7 protein-coding genes and 2 pseudogenes are annotated in these 16,050 nt (G+C 56.6%); 4 read left to right on the forward strand and 5 right to left on the reverse strand.

What is annotated here, in order from left to right; translation table 11 throughout:
* Positions 1-7: 7 nt before the first annotated feature.
* The 4 genes from AC07VR_RS14970 (at position 8) to AC07VR_RS14985 (ending at position 12,782) form a co-directional block, all read left to right on the forward strand.
* Positions 8-9,760: a two-partner secretion domain-containing protein gene (locus tag AC07VR_RS14970; RefSeq protein ID WP_495011651.1), complete on the forward strand. Its 9,753-nt coding sequence runs from the start codon at positions 8-10 to the stop codon at positions 9,758-9,760.
* A gap of 658 nt (positions 9,761-10,418) precedes the next feature.
* Complete coding sequence (locus tag AC07VR_RS14975) at positions 10,419-10,823, forward strand: hypothetical protein (protein WP_495011652.1); 405 nt, start codon at positions 10,419-10,421, stop codon at positions 10,821-10,823.
* A gap of 113 nt (positions 10,824-10,936) precedes the next feature.
* On the forward strand, positions 10,937-11,467 hold the full coding sequence (locus tag AC07VR_RS14980; RefSeq protein ID WP_495011653.1) for a hypothetical protein: 531 nt from the start codon (positions 10,937-10,939) through the stop codon (positions 11,465-11,467).
* A 601-nt stretch (positions 11,468-12,068) separates the two neighbouring features.
* Positions 12,069-12,782: a transposase gene (locus AC07VR_RS14985; RefSeq protein WP_495011654.1), complete on the forward strand. Its 714-nt coding sequence runs from the start codon at positions 12,069-12,071 to the stop codon at positions 12,780-12,782.
* 46 nt (positions 12,783-12,828) lie between these two features.
* On the opposite strand, the pseudogene AC07VR_RS14990 reads toward AC07VR_RS14985, so the two are convergent.
* The 5 genes and pseudogenes from AC07VR_RS14990 to AC07VR_RS15010 all read right to left on the reverse strand — a co-directional run bounded on the left by AC07VR_RS14990 (position 12,829) and on the right by AC07VR_RS15010 (position 15,987).
* Positions 12,829-13,082 (reverse strand): annotated as a pseudogene (locus AC07VR_RS14990) (hypothetical protein).
* Positions 13,083-13,170: 88 nt separating this feature from the next.
* Positions 13,171-13,719 (reverse strand): DUF4136 domain-containing protein, encoded by a 549-nt coding sequence (locus AC07VR_RS14995; protein ID WP_495011655.1) that lies wholly within the window; start codon positions 13,717-13,719, stop codon positions 13,171-13,173.
* 52 nt (positions 13,720-13,771) lie between these two features.
* Positions 13,772-13,927, reverse strand: a pseudogene (locus AC07VR_RS15000) (DUF4136 domain-containing protein); the annotation flags it as partial.
* A gap of 287 nt (positions 13,928-14,214) precedes the next feature.
* Entirely contained in the window at positions 14,215-14,787 is a 573-nt protein-coding gene (locus tag AC07VR_RS15005; RefSeq protein ID WP_495011656.1) for a hypothetical protein, read from the reverse strand.
* A gap of 252 nt (positions 14,788-15,039) precedes the next feature.
* The gene (locus tag AC07VR_RS15010) at positions 15,040-15,987 is read right to left on the reverse strand and encodes an AraC family transcriptional regulator (RefSeq protein ID WP_495011657.1); all 948 of its coding nucleotides are present in this window, start codon (positions 15,985-15,987) and stop codon (positions 15,040-15,042) included.
* Between the last annotated feature and the right edge of the window lie 63 nt (positions 15,988-16,050).

A 16,050-nucleotide genomic window follows, 5' to 3' on the forward strand; every position in this document is an offset into this window, starting at 1 on the left:
TTCGAATATGGATGTTCGTCAACTGGCCTTCCTGGCCCGCCAGCCTTCTGCGGCCCTGATTTCCCGCGAGCGTTTCTGCGGGATACCCAAACGCGGTCTGGCATTCATCCTGGCCAACGCCATGTTCTGGCAACCGCTGCTGGCTCAGGCTAACGGTATCGTCGTCAGCGCACCGGGCACCAACCTTGGACAAGCAGGCAATGGCGTACCGATCGTCAACATCGCCGCGCCGAATGCCAGCGGTCTGTCGCACAACCAGTTCCATGACTACAACGTTGGTGCCAACGGGGTGATTCTCAACAACGCCACTAACCGCACGCAAACCACCCAACTGGGTGGGATCATCCTCGGCAACCCGAACCTCAAGGGCACCGCCGCCAACACTATCCTCAACGAAGTCAATGGTGGCAGCCCTAGCCAGTTGCGCGGTTACACTGAAGTGGCGGGGCAGTCGGCGCGGGTGATCGTCGCCAACCCCTACGGCATCAGCTGCAACGGTTGCGGCTTTATCAATACGCCGCGGGTGACCTTGAGTACCGGCAAACCGGTGCTGGATAACGGTCGTCTGGACCGCTTCCAGGTTGACCAGGGCAGCGTCTCCATCGACGGCGCAGGGCTCAATGCGGACAATGTCGACCGCTTCGAAATCATCACTCGCTCGGCGAAAATCAACGCCGAGATCCAGGCGAAAAACCTGACCATTGTCGCCGGTCGTAACGACGTCGACGCGCAAAGCCTCAACCCCACACTGCGCGCCGCCAGCCCCGCTGATGCGCCGGCACTGGCCATCGACTCTTCGGCCTTGGGTGGCATGTACGCCGGGGTGATCAAACTGGTCGGCACCGAGGCGGGCGTCGGCGTCAGGCTCGCCGGCAGTGTGGCCGCCAGTGGTGGTGATATTCAGATCGATGCCAACGGTCATCTGAGCATCGCCCAGACTTCCGCCGCTGGCGCGGTCAATGTCAAAGCCGCCAGCCTCGATGCCCAAGGCCCGGTTTACGCCGGCACCGCGTTGAATGTGCAAACCCAAGGCGCATTGACCAACCAGCAAACCCTCGCTGCTCGCGACAGCATCACGCTGAGCAGCGGCGGCCAGTTGACCAACAACGGCTTCATCGAAGCCGGGGTCAACGCCGACACCAGTCGCAACGCCAGCGGCGACGTCAGCCTTAGCGCACAAAACCTCAACAACGCCGGCAAAAGCGTGGTGGCCAGCCGCAACCTGACGGTTAACACTGCGCAGACCCTGAACAACCAGGCAGGGACCTTGAGTGCCCAGCAAAACACTAGAATTACCGCCGCGACGCTGAACAATCAGAACAAGGGTCGGGTGCTGAGCAACGCCACGCTGGACTTGAAAGCTGATCAGGTGCTCAACAGCCAAGGCTTGATCGGCAGCAATGGCAATCTCACCGCCGACCTCGGCCACTTGAATAACCACACTGGTGAAGTCTCCAGCGCTGGGAACACGACCTTGAAGGCCGCGAGCCTGGACAACAGCGGTGGCAGCCTTGTCACCCAGCAAGGTCTGGACATTCGTCTGGACCAGGCTCTGAGCAATATCAAAGGCCTGATCAGCAGTGAAGGCACATTGAATCTCAGCGCCGCCAGCCTGGATAACTCGGCGGGTAGTGTGACAAGTGCCAACGCGCTGTCGCTGATCACCCGCGCCGCGCTCATCAACCAGAGCGGTTCGATCAGCACCGATAGTAACCTGACCCTCAGCAGTCAAAGCCTGAACAACAGCCAGAACGGCTTGCTCAGCGGCAAGGGTGCGACTCGCGTCACCACTGGCACGTTCGACAACACCCAGGGTGGTCGCTTGATCAGCAGCGACATCCTCGATCTGACCGCGACCCAGGTCAGTAACGGTGTTACCAGCCGGATTGCCAGCGACAAGGCACTGACCGCCAGCGTCACCGGTTTCGATCAGCAAGGCGGTGAGCTATTCAGCAAGACCTCGCTGAGCCTGGATCTGAATCAGGGCCAATTGAGTAACCAGAAAGGCCTGATCAACGCGCCGCTGTTGATGTTGAAAAACCTCAAGGACGTCAACAACCAGTACGGTGAGATTTCCAGCGAGCAGGTCTTCACCCTGGCGGCCCAGAGCCTGGACAACAGCAACGGCAAACTGATCGGCATCCAAGGGCTGACCCTGCACATCGATCGGGCACTGACCAACGTCAAAGGCCGAATCTCAGCGCAGACCCTCGACATTCACAGCGCCAGCCTGAATAACACCGAGGGTCTGATCAGCAGCCACGGCACGCTGGGGATGAGGGTACAAAACCAGCTGGTCAATCAGGGCGGGACGCTGATTGCCGACGGCGACGTGCAACTGAGCGCGGCTAACCTCAACAACAGCAACGGCCAAGTCGCCGGTAAAACGCAGGTCACGGCCAACGTCACCACCCTGAGCAATCAGGGCGGTCAACTGATTGCAACCGGCGGGCTCCAGCTGGCGGGCGTCAGCCTCGACAACCGCAAGGGCGGTCTGGTCGGCGCGACCCGCGCGCTGCAACTGAAGGTGGGTTCTATCGACAACCGTGGCGGCGAGCTATCGAGCAAGGCTGACCTGGCCCTGATCGGCAACACGCTGGACAACAGCGACGGCGGCCAGGTGTTTGCCGATGGCGTGCTGGCGTTGACGGTTGACCAGGTGATCAACCGCACCAAAGGCCTGCTCTCGGGCAAGGCCGGGCTGAGTTTGACGGGCAATAGTCTGGACAATAGTGGCGGCTCGCTGATTACCCAGAAAAACCTCAATGTCGATCTCACGGGCGATCTGGATAACAGCCAGGGCCTGCTCAGTGCTGAAGGCATCCTCGGCATCAAGACCGCCAGCCTGACCAACACCTTGGGCCGCGTTTCCAGTGCGGGTGCGCTGACGCTCACCAGCGCAGGTTCGGTCGCCAACCAAGGGGGCGAGATAGTCACTGAGGCCAGTCTCGAGTTGAAGAGCGCCAGCCTCGACAACCGCAACAAGGGCAGCATCAGCGGCAAAGGTGCGGTAGTCGTCAACACCGGTGCTTTTGACAACAGTCACGGCGGACGTCTGAACAGCGGCGACAGCCTTGATCTCACGGCCACACAAGTGACCAACCAGGAAACCGGTAGCATCGGCAGTGCCAAAGCCCTGACCGCCAGCATTACCGGTCTTGACCAGCAAGGCGGCAAGTTGTTCAGCAAGACCTCGCTGAACCTGAACCTGAACCACGGTCAATTGAACAACCAGAACGGTTTGATCAACGCGCCGTTGTTGATGCTCAATAACCTCAATGGCATCAACAACCAGAGCGGTGAAATCTCCAGTGCCCAAGCCTTCACACTGGCGGCCCAGAGCCTGGATAACAGCAACGGCAAGCTGTTAAACAACCAAAGTCTGACCCTGCGCATCAATCAGGCACTGACCAACGTCAAAGGCCTGATCGCCGCTGCGGCCCTCGACGCTCAGGCCTCCAGCCTGGACAACAGCGGCGGCACCTTGACCAGCCGCGCTAACCTCGACCTGAATATCGACGGTCAGTTGAATAACCAGAATCAGGGCCTGATCAACGCCACGACCGCGCTGAACATCAACAGCGCCGGTCTGAACAACCAGAATGGTTCCCTGCTGGGCAGCGCCATTGCCATCGACTTCGGTGTGGCCACCGGCGACCTGAACAACAGCGCCGGCCTGATCACCACCGCCGGCGGGCTAAGCATCAACCACCTGCGTGACCTGAATAACCACAGCGGTGAAATCTCCAGCAGCCAGAGCGTCAACCTGAGCGCCCGCACGCTGGACAATAGCGCCGGTAAACTGATCAGCAATAACCTGCTGACAGTGAATGCCGACAATGTGCTCAACCAGGGCGGCCTGATCTCCGGCTGGCAGGGGCTGAGCGTGAATGCCGCGAGCCTCGACAACCGTAACAAAGGCACGCTGTCCAGTCGCGACGGCGATGCGGACGTGAATGTCAGCGGCGCCATTTTCAACAGCGGCGCAGGCGCGCTGGTCAGCCAGAAAGCCCTGACTGTCACTGCGGTGAGCCTTGATAACAGCAACGGCGGCATTCTTTCCAGCGGCGGCGACCAGATCCTGACGGTCAACGGTCAGCTGAACAACACCCAGGGCGGTTTGATCGATAGCGGTGCAACCCTGGCCATGCAGGCAATGACCCTGGGCAATGCCAGCGGCACCGTCAACGCGCAACAAACGCTCAGTTTCACCGGCACCACGCTGGACAACAGCAACGGTACTCTGGTGGGCAACGGCGCAGTCACCCTCGACTTGCTCGGTGCTTTGAACAACACCAACGGCAAGCTTTCCAGCGCGGGCCCTCTGGTTGTTCAGCGCTCGACACAGATCAACAACCAGGGTGGCCAACTCGGCAGCCAAGGAGTGATGACGTTACTCACCGGCGGCCTGGATAACCGCAATCGCGGCACGGTCGCGGCCAACGATCAACTGACTCTCACCACCGGCGGCGCGGTGCAGAACAGCAGCGACGGTCTGATTTACAGTCAAAACGGTGGCCTGCAAGTACACGCCGCCAGCTTCGCCAATGCCAAGGGCACACTACAAAGTCAGGGCAATCTGAGACTCACCGTAGGCGACGATATCGACAACCAGAGCGGTAGGATCCTGGCCAAGGCGGGTGTCCTGGCCATCAGCGCCGGCAACTTCGACAATCGAGGGGGCGTGCTCTCTAGCCTGCAAGGTGCATTCACAGCTCACCTGACCGGAGTGCTGAAAAACGGTTACGACCTGAACAACAACCGCCAGGGTGGCATCACTCAGGCCCATCGTCTGAACCTGACCGCGCTAGGCGGTATCGATAACGATGGCGGGCGCATCTCGGCGCAAACGGGCGATGCGATCGTCACTACCACGAACTTCGACAACCGCAACGGCAGCCTCTACGCCAAAGGTCGGGTCAGCGTCACCGGCAACAACGTCGACAACGACGGCCAGATCGCCGGCAACCAAATCGACCTCAATCTCACCGGGGCTCTGAACAATCACCTGGGCATCATCGAGAGCGACACCACCCTCGCGATCAAGGCCGCCAGCCTCGACAATCAGAACGGTCAACTGCGTGCCCTGGGCACCAGTGGCAACACCAGTTTCCAGATCGGCGGCCTGTTCGACAACCGTAACGGCACCCTGGAAAGCGCCAACACCGACCTGAGCCTGGGTGTCGGCGGATTTCTCAATGGCGGCGGCAGTCTGTTGCACGTCGGCAACGGCACCTTCGACATCTCCACGGCCAACGTCACCGGCGCCGGTGGCAGCATCGTCACCCGCGGCGGCCTGACCCTCAACGCCGACAGCTGGGCCAACAGCAGCGTGATCCAGGCCGGGCGCCTGAACGTCAACGTCAACAACTTCAGCCAGACCGCCGATGGCCAACTACTGGCCTCCAACAGCTTCGTCGGCAGTGGCGGCAATTGGTACAACGACGGCTTGATCGCCAGTGATGGCAGCTTGAGTCTGAATCTGGGAGGCACTTACTGGGGCAATAGTCGGGTCAGCAGCCTGGGTACGCTCGGCCTGAGTGCCGCGCAACTGAGCCTTAACGCGGCCTCCAGCATCGCCGGTGGTGGTGACACCACGATCAACGTCGGTGGCCAGCTCACCAACGCTGGTCGCCTGACCTCGGCCGCTAACCTGAATCTGACCGCAGGCGCGATCAATAACCTCGGGACGCTGGGCAGCGGACAGCAACTGACCGTCACCACCGGCTCACTGGTCAACGATCACGGACTGATCTTCAGCGGCGGCGACATGAGCCTTCGGGTCAATGCCCTGAACAACAGCTACGCCAACATCTACAGCCTCGGTAATCTCAACATTGATCGTGATGGGAGCGGCGGCCTGGCCGGCAGCATCGTCAACAGTTCTGCATCGATTCAGAGCGACGGCAGCATGAGCCTGGCGGCGAACACGATTCAGAATATCCGTGCGGTGCTGACCACCAACAATCAGGGCATCTACACCGCCAGGATTGGCGAAGTCGGGTGTATCGAAGGGGTCAATGCCGGCGATTGCCGCGGCAAGCAAAACCATGTCTGGGAGATCGTGCAGCGCGATAAATTTGAGGTCACCGCTGCCAGCGCCGCTTCCAGCATCACGGCGGGCGGAAACCTGAGCATCAACGGCGGGGATTTGCTCAACCAAAGCAGCACCATCGCCACCGGCGGCAGTCTGACGGCAATGCTCGCCAACCTGACAAACAGCGGTATCGAGACGGGTGAAACCGAAGCCACACGGGTATTTGTCTCTGAGCGCACTAGGAATGCACGGCCCTGGTATAGCGCGGCTGGTGCCTTCAACAACAAGTACTGGTATCAAAGCAGTGGCTACAACGTCAATGACCTGAGTGGGCTTGAGGCGGGGATGAGCCGCTTTATCGGCATGACCGAAACTGAACTGACCCAGTTTCGCAAGACCGAAAAAATCGCTTCCAGCGACCAAAGCTACGCCGCCGTGATTCAGGCGGCCGATGCGGTCAACATCAGTGCCCAGAACAACATCGACAACAGCGTGGTACGGCCCGGCTACAACTACGTCGGCAGTGGTCCAAGAACCGGCACCGGTTCCTCGGGGAGCCAGTACTCGACCCGCATCACGCTTAACCAGCAATTGCCGCCAGACCTTGCCCAGCAGCAAGTCAATCCGCTGGCTCTGCCGGGTTTCAGCCTACCGACCGGCCAGAATGGTTTGTTCCGCCTGAGCGGACAAGACAGCAGCACACCCGTCGCCAGCGGCCCGCAAAGCTGGACCATGGGCGGCGCGAGCCTCACACCGGCGCAGCGCCAGCAACCACTGCCTACCAGTCAGGCGCGGGAAATCCAGCTGGGCAGCATCGCTCAGGTTTCTGCCAGCGCCGTTGATCTGAGTCCAACTGATCGTCAGGTCGTCAACGTTGGTGTTGATGCCCGCGCAATCATTGCCAGCGCGCCAGATGCAGACCTATCGGGTGCTGTATTGCCCGGCCGCTCCATGGCCTTTACGGTCAATCGTGTCCAGGGTTTACCGGCCAGCACTGTTGTGTCCAACCCACACAAATACCTGATCGAAACCAACCCGGTACTCACCGACCTTAAGCAATTCATGAGTTCGGATTACCTGCTGGCGAACCTCGGCTACGACCCGGATCAAAGCGCCAAACGCCTGGGTGACGGTTTCTACGAACAGAAACTGATTCAGCAGGCGGTGGTCGCCCGCACCGGCCAACGCTTCATCGATGGTCAGACCTCGGACGAAGCACTGTTCAAGTCCCTGATGAACAATGCCATCGCCAGCAAGGACAAACTTAACCTGGCGCTCGGCGTGACTCTCACCTCCGAACAAGTCGCGGCCCTGACCCATGACATCGTCTGGATGGAAAATGCCGAGGTCAATGGCGAGCAAGTGCTGGTGCCGGTGCTGTACCTGGCCAACGCCAACAACCGCCTGGCCGCCAACGGTGCCCTGATCCAGGGCAGCGATGTCACCCTGATCGCAGGCAAGGACCTGAACAACGTCGGTACCTTGCGCGCCAGCAACAACCTGTCCGCTGCAGCCGGTAACGACCTGGTCAACAGCGGCCCGGTAGAGGCCGGTAATCGTCTGGATCTGTTGGCGGGTAACAACCTCACCAACAAGGCGGGGGGCATCATTGCCAGTCGCGATGTCAGCTTGACCGCCATCAATGGCGATGTGATCAACGAGCGTACCGTCACCACCCATCAAAGCAGCACCGGCTACAAAAGCGAGCAACGTGACTTCGTCGACAACGCCGCTCGTATTGAAGCGGCCAACAACCTGACCCTCAACGCCGGCCGCGACGTCAACAACAGCGGCGGTGTCCTGAAAAGCGGCGCCGACACCACGATCAACGCCGGTCGAGACGTCAACATCACCTCCGCCGAGCAGATCGTTAGCAACGCGCGCGGCAGCAACCACCGCGATCAAACCATCACCCAAAACGGCTCCAGCGTTGAAGCCGGCCGCGACCTGACGATCAACGCCGGCCGTGACCTCATCGCCATCGCCAGCCAGATCGACGCCAAACGCGACATCGCCATGGCCGCCACCGAAAACCTGACCCTGGCCTTGGCCGCTGATGAACAGCACTCGTACAGCAAGAGCAAGAAGGTCACCAGTCAGGAAGACCACGTCAGCCAGGTATCTACCAACCTGACGGCGGGCGGTAGCGTTGCGCTGAGTGCCGGCAAGGACATGACTCTGATCTCCAGCCGGGTCAATGCTGGAAACGAAGCGTACCTGGTGGCAGGCGACACACTCCAACTGCTGGCCGCGCAAGACAGCGACTACTCGCTGTACGACATGAAGAAAAAAGGCAGTTGGGGCAGCAAGAAGACCCAGCGCGATGAGGTGACCCAGGTCACCCATGTTGGCAGTGAAATCAATGCGGGCAGTGATCTGTCACTCAAAAGTGGCGGGGATCAGCGTTACCAGGTGGCCAAGCTGGAAAGCGGCAACGACCTGAGGCTACAAAGCGGCGGGACAGTGACGTTTGAGGCGGTTAAAGACCTGCATCAGGAGAGTCACGAGAAGAGCAAAAGCGACCTGGCATGGACTAGCGCCAAGGGCAAAGGCAATACCGATGAGACGTTGCGCCAGACCGAAATGGTAGCTCAGGGAAAATTGGCAATCCAGGCGGCCAATGGGCTGAAGGTCGATATCAAGCATCTCGACCAGCACACCATCAGCCAGACCATTGATGTGATGGTCAAGGCCGACCCGCAGTTGGCCTGGTTGAAAGACGCCGAGAAGCGTGGGGATGTGGATTGGCGGCAAGTGCAGGAGGTGCATGATTCTTTCAAATACAGCAACTCCGGGCTCGGCCAGGGGGCAATGTTGGCGATTATCATCGTGGTCACCGCACTGACGGCAGGGGCCGCCAGTGGAGCCTTGGGCACTATGGCTGGGGCCAGTGCCGGGTCTGGCTCAGCAATGGCCGCTGCTGGCTCTACTGCAATGGTACAGGCGGGTACGGCGGTCGGGACTGCGGCGGCTGGGTGGGGGAATGTCATGGTCACCACAGCACTCTCGTCCATGGCGGGAACGGCAGCAGTCAGTACCATCAACAACAAAGGCAACCTGGGCAACGTCGTGAAAGACGTGACCAGCGAAGACAGTTTGAAGGGATATGCCACAGGCGCGGTGATCGCCGGGTTTGGTGCGGCCTATACCGATAGTTGGGGTCGAACCTTAACGCCGGAAGGGAATTATCAAGTGGTGGATTATGGCGAGCGACTTAAAGCTTATGCCGCCAATACTGCGCTGAACGGGGTGTTGAGTGGAAAAGATAAGGATGCTTGGATGAGTATCGCGGCAACGGGCGCATTGATGGAGTTGTATCAGTATTCGGCTGGGCGTGGGCCGGATGTTCGGCCTGGGGTGGATAGACAAGCAGGGCCTCAGTTTGATACTGCAGAAAATGACTTTGTTCCGCTAGAGCTAAAAGATGCCCTGATGCGAGAAGGTAAAAATATTGGGCTTAACAAGGTGATAGGGTGTGATAGCTTTTATTCGGTTTGTCATGGTACGCCTATAAGTAATATGCTAAATAAAGTTCCAGGATTTAATGCTTTTGCTACTTTGCACGACGGCTGGATGGTGGATCTGGAGACCTACAAAGGTGGTTCAATGTCTATTTTTGAAAATATTGGAAGTATGGTGCCTGCGCTAATAACTAATTACGGTGCCTTGCATGACAAATATAGATCGTTAATTGACGCGGAGAAAAATCGTGAGAAAAAGTAGTGTAATTATCGTAGTGATTTTTTTTCTCGCAGGGTGTGCTCCATCCAATTCTGCATGGGTTTCTAGTAAAAATGGATGGACTGGAACGAGTTTTGAATCTCACATTTATAAAATATGTTCTCGTACTCCTCATACGTGTACTGAATCTTTTTGGTCGCCGGCGAATAAAAATAAGACATTTGATCGTGTGCTTGAGGAGGGGGGAGGTAATCGCTTCTACATTACTTGGATTAGGGATTGCCGTTACTCTGTTTTTGTGTCGTCGGAGGGGCTAGTGGTTTCGTGGCGGTATGAAACTGAAAAAACGGAGAGTTGTTATATTTTTTAAGGGGCACCTCTAAACCTTTAAAGGAGAGCTAGTGATGGTTTTCGAAAATACTGGCAGTATGTCGCTGGCTATAATTGTTAATTATGGCGCACTTTATGATAAATACAGATCTTTGATTGAAGCGGGAGAAGCGTGATAAGAACTAGCCTGATCGGTTTGAAATAGGGGACAGACCATGATTCTTTTGATGGGTAAGCGAAAACGTGGTCTGTCCCCTTATTCCTGTCCCCTTATTCCTGGGTGGGTAAAAATGACTCAGAATGTCAACGGTGTTGAAGTTCACTACGTGCGGAACACAAATTCCGGTTTTGTTGACGATTTTAAATTCAAGTGAAGATCATGCGCGTAAATTGCATAAGCCAAAACGGGAAATCCCTCTCGGACCAATTTATTCGTCTGGGTTATACGAAAAAGTCGGACTTCTCCCTCTCCGTCGGCAAGGAGTATGAGGTGTTCGCAATGTCGTTGTGGTGTGGGGTGATCCTGCTTTTACTAGCAGACGAATACCATTTGCCCAATTGGTTTCCGATGGAGCTCTTCTCACTGAGTGATCCTGGCGTACCCGCGGACTGGTCGTTTTTGCCTAGTCTAGCTAACGAGAACGGATTGCAGGCTCTTTGGGGTTATGAGCGATTGATTACCGATGCATCGCACTATGATGGCCTTGTAGAGCGCGACCCCGTGGCTTTGCGCTACTTTTATGAGGAGGAGTGTCTTCGCCGTCGATGTGACTAATGAAATAGGGGACAGACCACGATTCTTTTGATGGGTAAGCGAAAACGTGGTCTGTCCCCTTATTCCCGTGTCCCCTTATTCCCCGCCCTTATTCCCCGGAAGGGAAATATCAAGTGGTGGATTATGGCGAGCGACTTAAAGCTTATGCCGCCAATACTGCGCTGAACGGGGTGTTGAGTGGAAAAGATAAGGATGCTTGGATGAGTATCGCGGCAACGGGCGCATTGATGGAGTTGTATCAGTATTCGGCTGGGCGTGGGCCGGATGTTCGGCCTGGGGTGGATCGAGAGCAAGGGCCAGAGTTCACGGCGTTGCCCGATGGTTTTGTTCCTAAAGAGCTAAAAGACGGTCTTGAGCGCGAAGGTAAAAATATCGGGCTAAATCAAACCGAGGCTTGTGGTAGCTTTTACTCGGTTTGTCATGGTACGCCCATAAGCAATATGTTGAATCAAGCTCCAGGGTTTAATGCGTTCGCAACCTTGCACGATGGCTGGATGGGGAGTCTGGAGGCATTTAAAGGAGCGTCAATGACAGTTTTCGAAAATATTGGCAGTATGCCGCCGGCTCTAATCGTTAATTATGGCGCGCTGTATGATAAATACAGACCTTTGATTGAAATGGAGAAAAAGCGTGATAAGAAATAGTTTTATTGTTCTAGTGTTTTTTCTTGTGTCGGGTTGCGCGCCTTCTCGCTCTGCTTGGCACGATAGCAAGGATGCTTGGATCGGGACTAGACTTGACTCTCACATCTATACAATTTGCACGCATACTTGTGGAGGATCACTTTGGTCTCCTGTGAATCAAAGTCAGGTGTTTGATCGTGTCCTTGATGAGGGGGGAGGTAAGCGTTTTTATATTACATGGATAAGGGACTGCCGATACTCTATTCTTGTTTCCCAGGCTGGAATTATAGAGTCATGGCGATACGAGACTGAAAATACGAAAAATTGCTATATTTTTTAGCTTTTTGAGTCGTGTGCTCAGCGGCTGGAAGAGCTGAATGCAGCACGGTCATTGAATTGAAGTGGGCGTATCACGGTACGAATGGATAAAGGTTTCAGATACGAAAATAATTAACGATGTCGGGAAAAAAACAGAGTCCATGCAAAAAAATGGGATCAGATCTCGATTTTCTTAATGAGGCGAATTTCGGGAAATAGGGGACACGGGAAATAGGGGACAGACCACGTTTTCTCAACTTTTAGTTAGGGTTCAAGCGTCATGAACTGGAAAAGGAGTTTCCATATGCCGCGTAGAGCACGCGTACTGATGCCAGGAGTCCCTCTGCATCTGATTCAGCGAGGGAATAACCGCTCGGCCTGTTTTTATTCTGAGGAGGATTACCTTTTTTATTTGGAGCATTTGGCCGAGCAGGCAAGAAAGCATAATTGCGAAATCCACGCGTGGTGTCTGATGACCAATCATGTCCACCTGCTTCTGACACCTGGCCATTCAACTGGCGCGAGCTTGCTGATGAAGGGGCTTGGTCAACGGTATGTTCAATACATCAATCGTACGTACCAGCGCAGTGGAACCTTATGGGAAGGCCGCTTCCGTTCCTGCCTGGTGCAGGAGGACCGTTACGTATTAGCTTGTTATCGCTACATTGAGATGAACCCGGTTAGAGCAGGGCTCGTGGAGCATCCTGCAGAGTATCGCTGGTCGAGTTATCGAGTGAATGGTCAGGGGGAGCAGTCAAGACTCATCACGCCTCATGCCCAGTACAGAGCGCTAGGTAGTGTGGGTACACTGAGTTCTGAAACCTATCGAGAGCTTTTCAAACATCAACTTGATTCAGGTTTGGTTGATCAGATTCGAGCGTCTACTAACGGTAACTACGTGCTTGGGGGAACCAGATTTGCTTCGGAGGTAGAGGGGGCGTTGGGGCGGCGGGTAAGAAGAGGTAAGCCGGGGCGGCCAAAGAAAACGGCTGATTTCGACGTTGCGCCTCTGCTTTAGAAAACGTGGTCTGTCCCCTTTTTTCTTTCGTCTGGTTTTTTGCGTATCAGCTGTCAGCCTTTGCTGTTGCGCTATCCAGTTCCTTCAGGCGTTTTTCGATCAGTTGGCATTTGTCCGGCAGATCTTTGCTCGGATGCCCAAATCCATCTTTTGTAGCTCAACGTTGATCTCTTTGTCTTTGGCCGGGTTCTGCTCGGAGATCCTGGTCACCTCCTTGGCCGGTTGCTCGCATTTGGCCGTCGCCTCTCCTGAGTACAGGCCCAGGTGGGCAGGGCGTAGATCAAGGGCAGCGAGGGTCATCCTCAGGCGTTAAAGAGGGGTTGCAGGCAAGGCTTGGGCAGAATGATAGCCAGTCGCCTTTATCGCGACTGGCGAAGTGCTGCGAAGGTTATTTAGGCGGGTAGTTGGACAGGACCTTGGCCACGGTTTGCTGAATCGCCATATTGCTTTCGCTTGGGCCGGGCGAGTAATTGTTCATGACCTGTTCGGCGCTGCCACGCCAGACCAGTTTGCCGTCCCGGCCATCGAGCATGTCGACCTGGATGGTTGCCACTTTGTAGTCGTAGCTGCGAGTTTCGTAGTACATCGGGGCCGCCCAACGATTGCCCCACATACCGTAGTTGGTGGCGGTGTACTGTTGCTGACGGTTCTCCACAATCAAATAGGTTTGTATTTTGAGGTCACCCTTGCTGCTGCCCTGGGCCGGGCGCAGGCCGCGCTGGTCCAACTGCTCGCTGACGGCCTGGCGGATACGCTTCTCGGTCAGGTCGCTCTTGATTCGGGGGTCGTCCGGGCGGTATTGCAGGGCAGGCTCTTCCCATGTCCAGCTGCGGAAGGCAGTAAAATCGCGGCTAGCGTCGTAGTCTTGGCTGATGCGGTTTGTCTGGCAGGCGCTGAGCAAAATGGCCAGTGAAAGTAAACCGACATGGCGGAACATGATGGTTCTCCGGTTACGTTAGAGCATGGGCAGTTTCAAAAAACGATCTGCTCTAACTAAAAGGATACGCCGTCAGGGCCTTTTGAACAGCTTCGCGTAAAGTGTCGTTATGTTCATTCATACTGCTCTGGCTGCTGGTCTCGGCACTGGCACTCCAGACGGGTTGGCCGCTGCTGCCGTCGAACAGGTCGACGCGTACCACCATCACCGGGCCGCATCAGAACAACCCCTCTTGGATTTTCCGCTCCAGGATGGCCATTAACTCGCGACTGGGGTATTGGGCTTGCAGTCCCCAGGATTTACAGCCGAGGGCATGACGAAAAGCATCGGCGTCCATAAGGTCCTGGGAAACCCCACAGCGCCGACAGCGCAGTTCGGCTTAAGTGAACAGCATTGCACCAGGGTGGGCCTTTTTGTGGGGGGGGTCTCGTCCTGAATAAGGTTTACACCTGTTTAAGGACTAGACACAGTTCTGACGGATAGATCAGGCGATAACTATCCTGACACCGAGGGTTCCTTCTCGCCCGCAGCGCCCGCTGTACTGGCTATTGCAAACGCCACGGCACAAGCCAGTAACGAGAACACAGCGAAAGCACCCATCAGATATAGATAAGGCAACACATGATTCCACGCTCGAGCTACGCCCAGGAAAGCGGCGAATAGCCAGCCGCTCATGGAGAACGCCCCAAAGAGAGCAAGGCGGATACGGGCGCAGCTGTCTAACAGGACGAAGGGAGCCTTTTGCAACAGTGGGAAACCGACTCGATGCAACAATGCGCCGTTCAGGCTAAGCAGCGCGACGACGCTCACCTTGGCCCAGAGCTTCTGATTGAGCAGATACGCGACCCCGTCATCGAGGTAACCCTGGAGCACCAACAGCAGGCCGCTTCCCCAAAGGGCCAGCAACGCGAGGGTGGCAATCTTTTGAGTTTCCTCCAGATACTCACGCCGCCCTTGATCCAGAACTTCCTTGCGCCAACTCCAAAGCTTGTGATCGGCCAGTAACACCCGGCCCAGGGCAATACAAGTGGCGAGCAGATGACCGTAGACGAGTAGCATTTTAAGCATTGCCTTGACCTTGTTTTTATTTGGGTCATGCACTCCCTGCGCCCTAAAATTGAAACTAAATGATACACATTAATATTTGCACCGGCAAGTTTCGAGCTCGCCCGCGTATTCGGGATCGCTTGTTCAGTCCAATGCAAAACGATTGGTTATTTACGGGTCTGTTCGGTATCTGCGGTTCTCTCTCGCGGCGAACAGATTCAAAAAAGGCCCGCCGATGTGGCGAGCCTCCGATCTACAAGACGGCGGCATTGTTTAGAGTGCCTTCACCGGTATGCAAATCTCACATTCCAGCACGCCGGTTTTCTCATCGTATTGGGCATCCACCGGATACCGTTCAAAGCACGGCCGGGCATCGAACTGCATCCCGCTTTTGGGCATCCAGTCACGGCAAAGTTCGGTCCAGGCGTCCGCGATGTCCGGGCCTTTGCCTTTGAATTGGGCGATGGCGTAGAGGCCGCCTGGCAGGGTGGTGACGGCGGCGTATTCGCTGGCGCCGAAGCTGTCCGGGACTTCAACGCAGGCGTCGTAGCGGCACTTTTCGGGAGGCGTGGTGAACGGGTCGTCGTGGCCTATACCGTAGCGTACCCGTTGCAGCAGGTTGTTTTCGATCATCCACGGGGCAACGGTTGCGCGCCAGAACGTGCCGATGCCCGGGCCGTAGGGGCCGGTGTAGCGCATGTAGGCTACGCGCGCGGGGGGTAGCTCTTTGAGGGTGACGTCCATCATCTGGTCCTTCATGTGAGTGAAGGCGTCAGGATCGGCCAAGTTTGTGGCCTGTGCCTGATCAGGATTGCTCAATTGCTGCTGGCGTCGTTCGCGGATGCCGGCCAGACGCTGATCCCAGCGCCCGGGTTCGGTGGTGCGCCAGGTGCTCGGGGTGACTGAGAAGTGTTGCTTGAAGGCACGGGAAAAGGCTTCGCCGGAGCTGAAGCCGACTTCCAGGGCGATCTCCAGAATTGAGGCGTCGGGTCTGTTGGCCAGTTGCTGCGCGGCGCAGGCCAGTCGGCGTCGGCGCAGGTAATCGCCGAGGGTTTCGCCGACCCACGCGGTGAAAAGCCGATGAAAGTGCCAAGGCGAGAAGTGTGCGATTTGCGCCAGATCAGCCAGCTCCAGCGGTTGGTCCAGATGCCGGTCGATATGCTCCAGCACCCGGTTCATTCGACGCGTGTATTCGCAGAGGCTGTGGTAGGCGGGAGTCATAGTGGGGAAGTTTACAACGGTGGTGGATGTGGGGTTGGGGCGCTCAAGTATTTGTGTTGACTG

This window comes from Pseudomonas sp. GW821-FHT02H09, assembly GCF_059421425.1.

What these genes read in the sequence shown, in the direction of transcription:
- AC07VR_RS15005 (WP_495011656.1), bottom strand. Translation starts at nt 14,787, where the DNA reads ATGCTTAAAATGCTACTCGTCTACGGTCATCTGCTCGCCACTTGTATT.
- AC07VR_RS14985 (WP_495011654.1), top strand. Translation starts at nt 12,069, where the DNA reads ATGCCGCGTAGAGCACGCGTACTGATGCCAGGAGTCCCTCTGCATCTG.
- AC07VR_RS15010 (WP_495011657.1), bottom strand. Translation starts at nt 15,987, where the DNA reads ATGACTCCCGCCTACCACAGCCTCTGCGAATACACGCGTCGAATGAAC.
- AC07VR_RS14995 (WP_495011655.1), bottom strand. Translation starts at nt 13,719, where the DNA reads ATGTTCCGCCATGTCGGTTTACTTTCACTGGCCATTTTGCTCAGCGCC.
- AC07VR_RS14970 (WP_495011651.1), top strand. Translation starts at nt 8, where the DNA reads ATGGATGTTCGTCAACTGGCCTTCCTGGCCCGCCAGCCTTCTGCGGCC.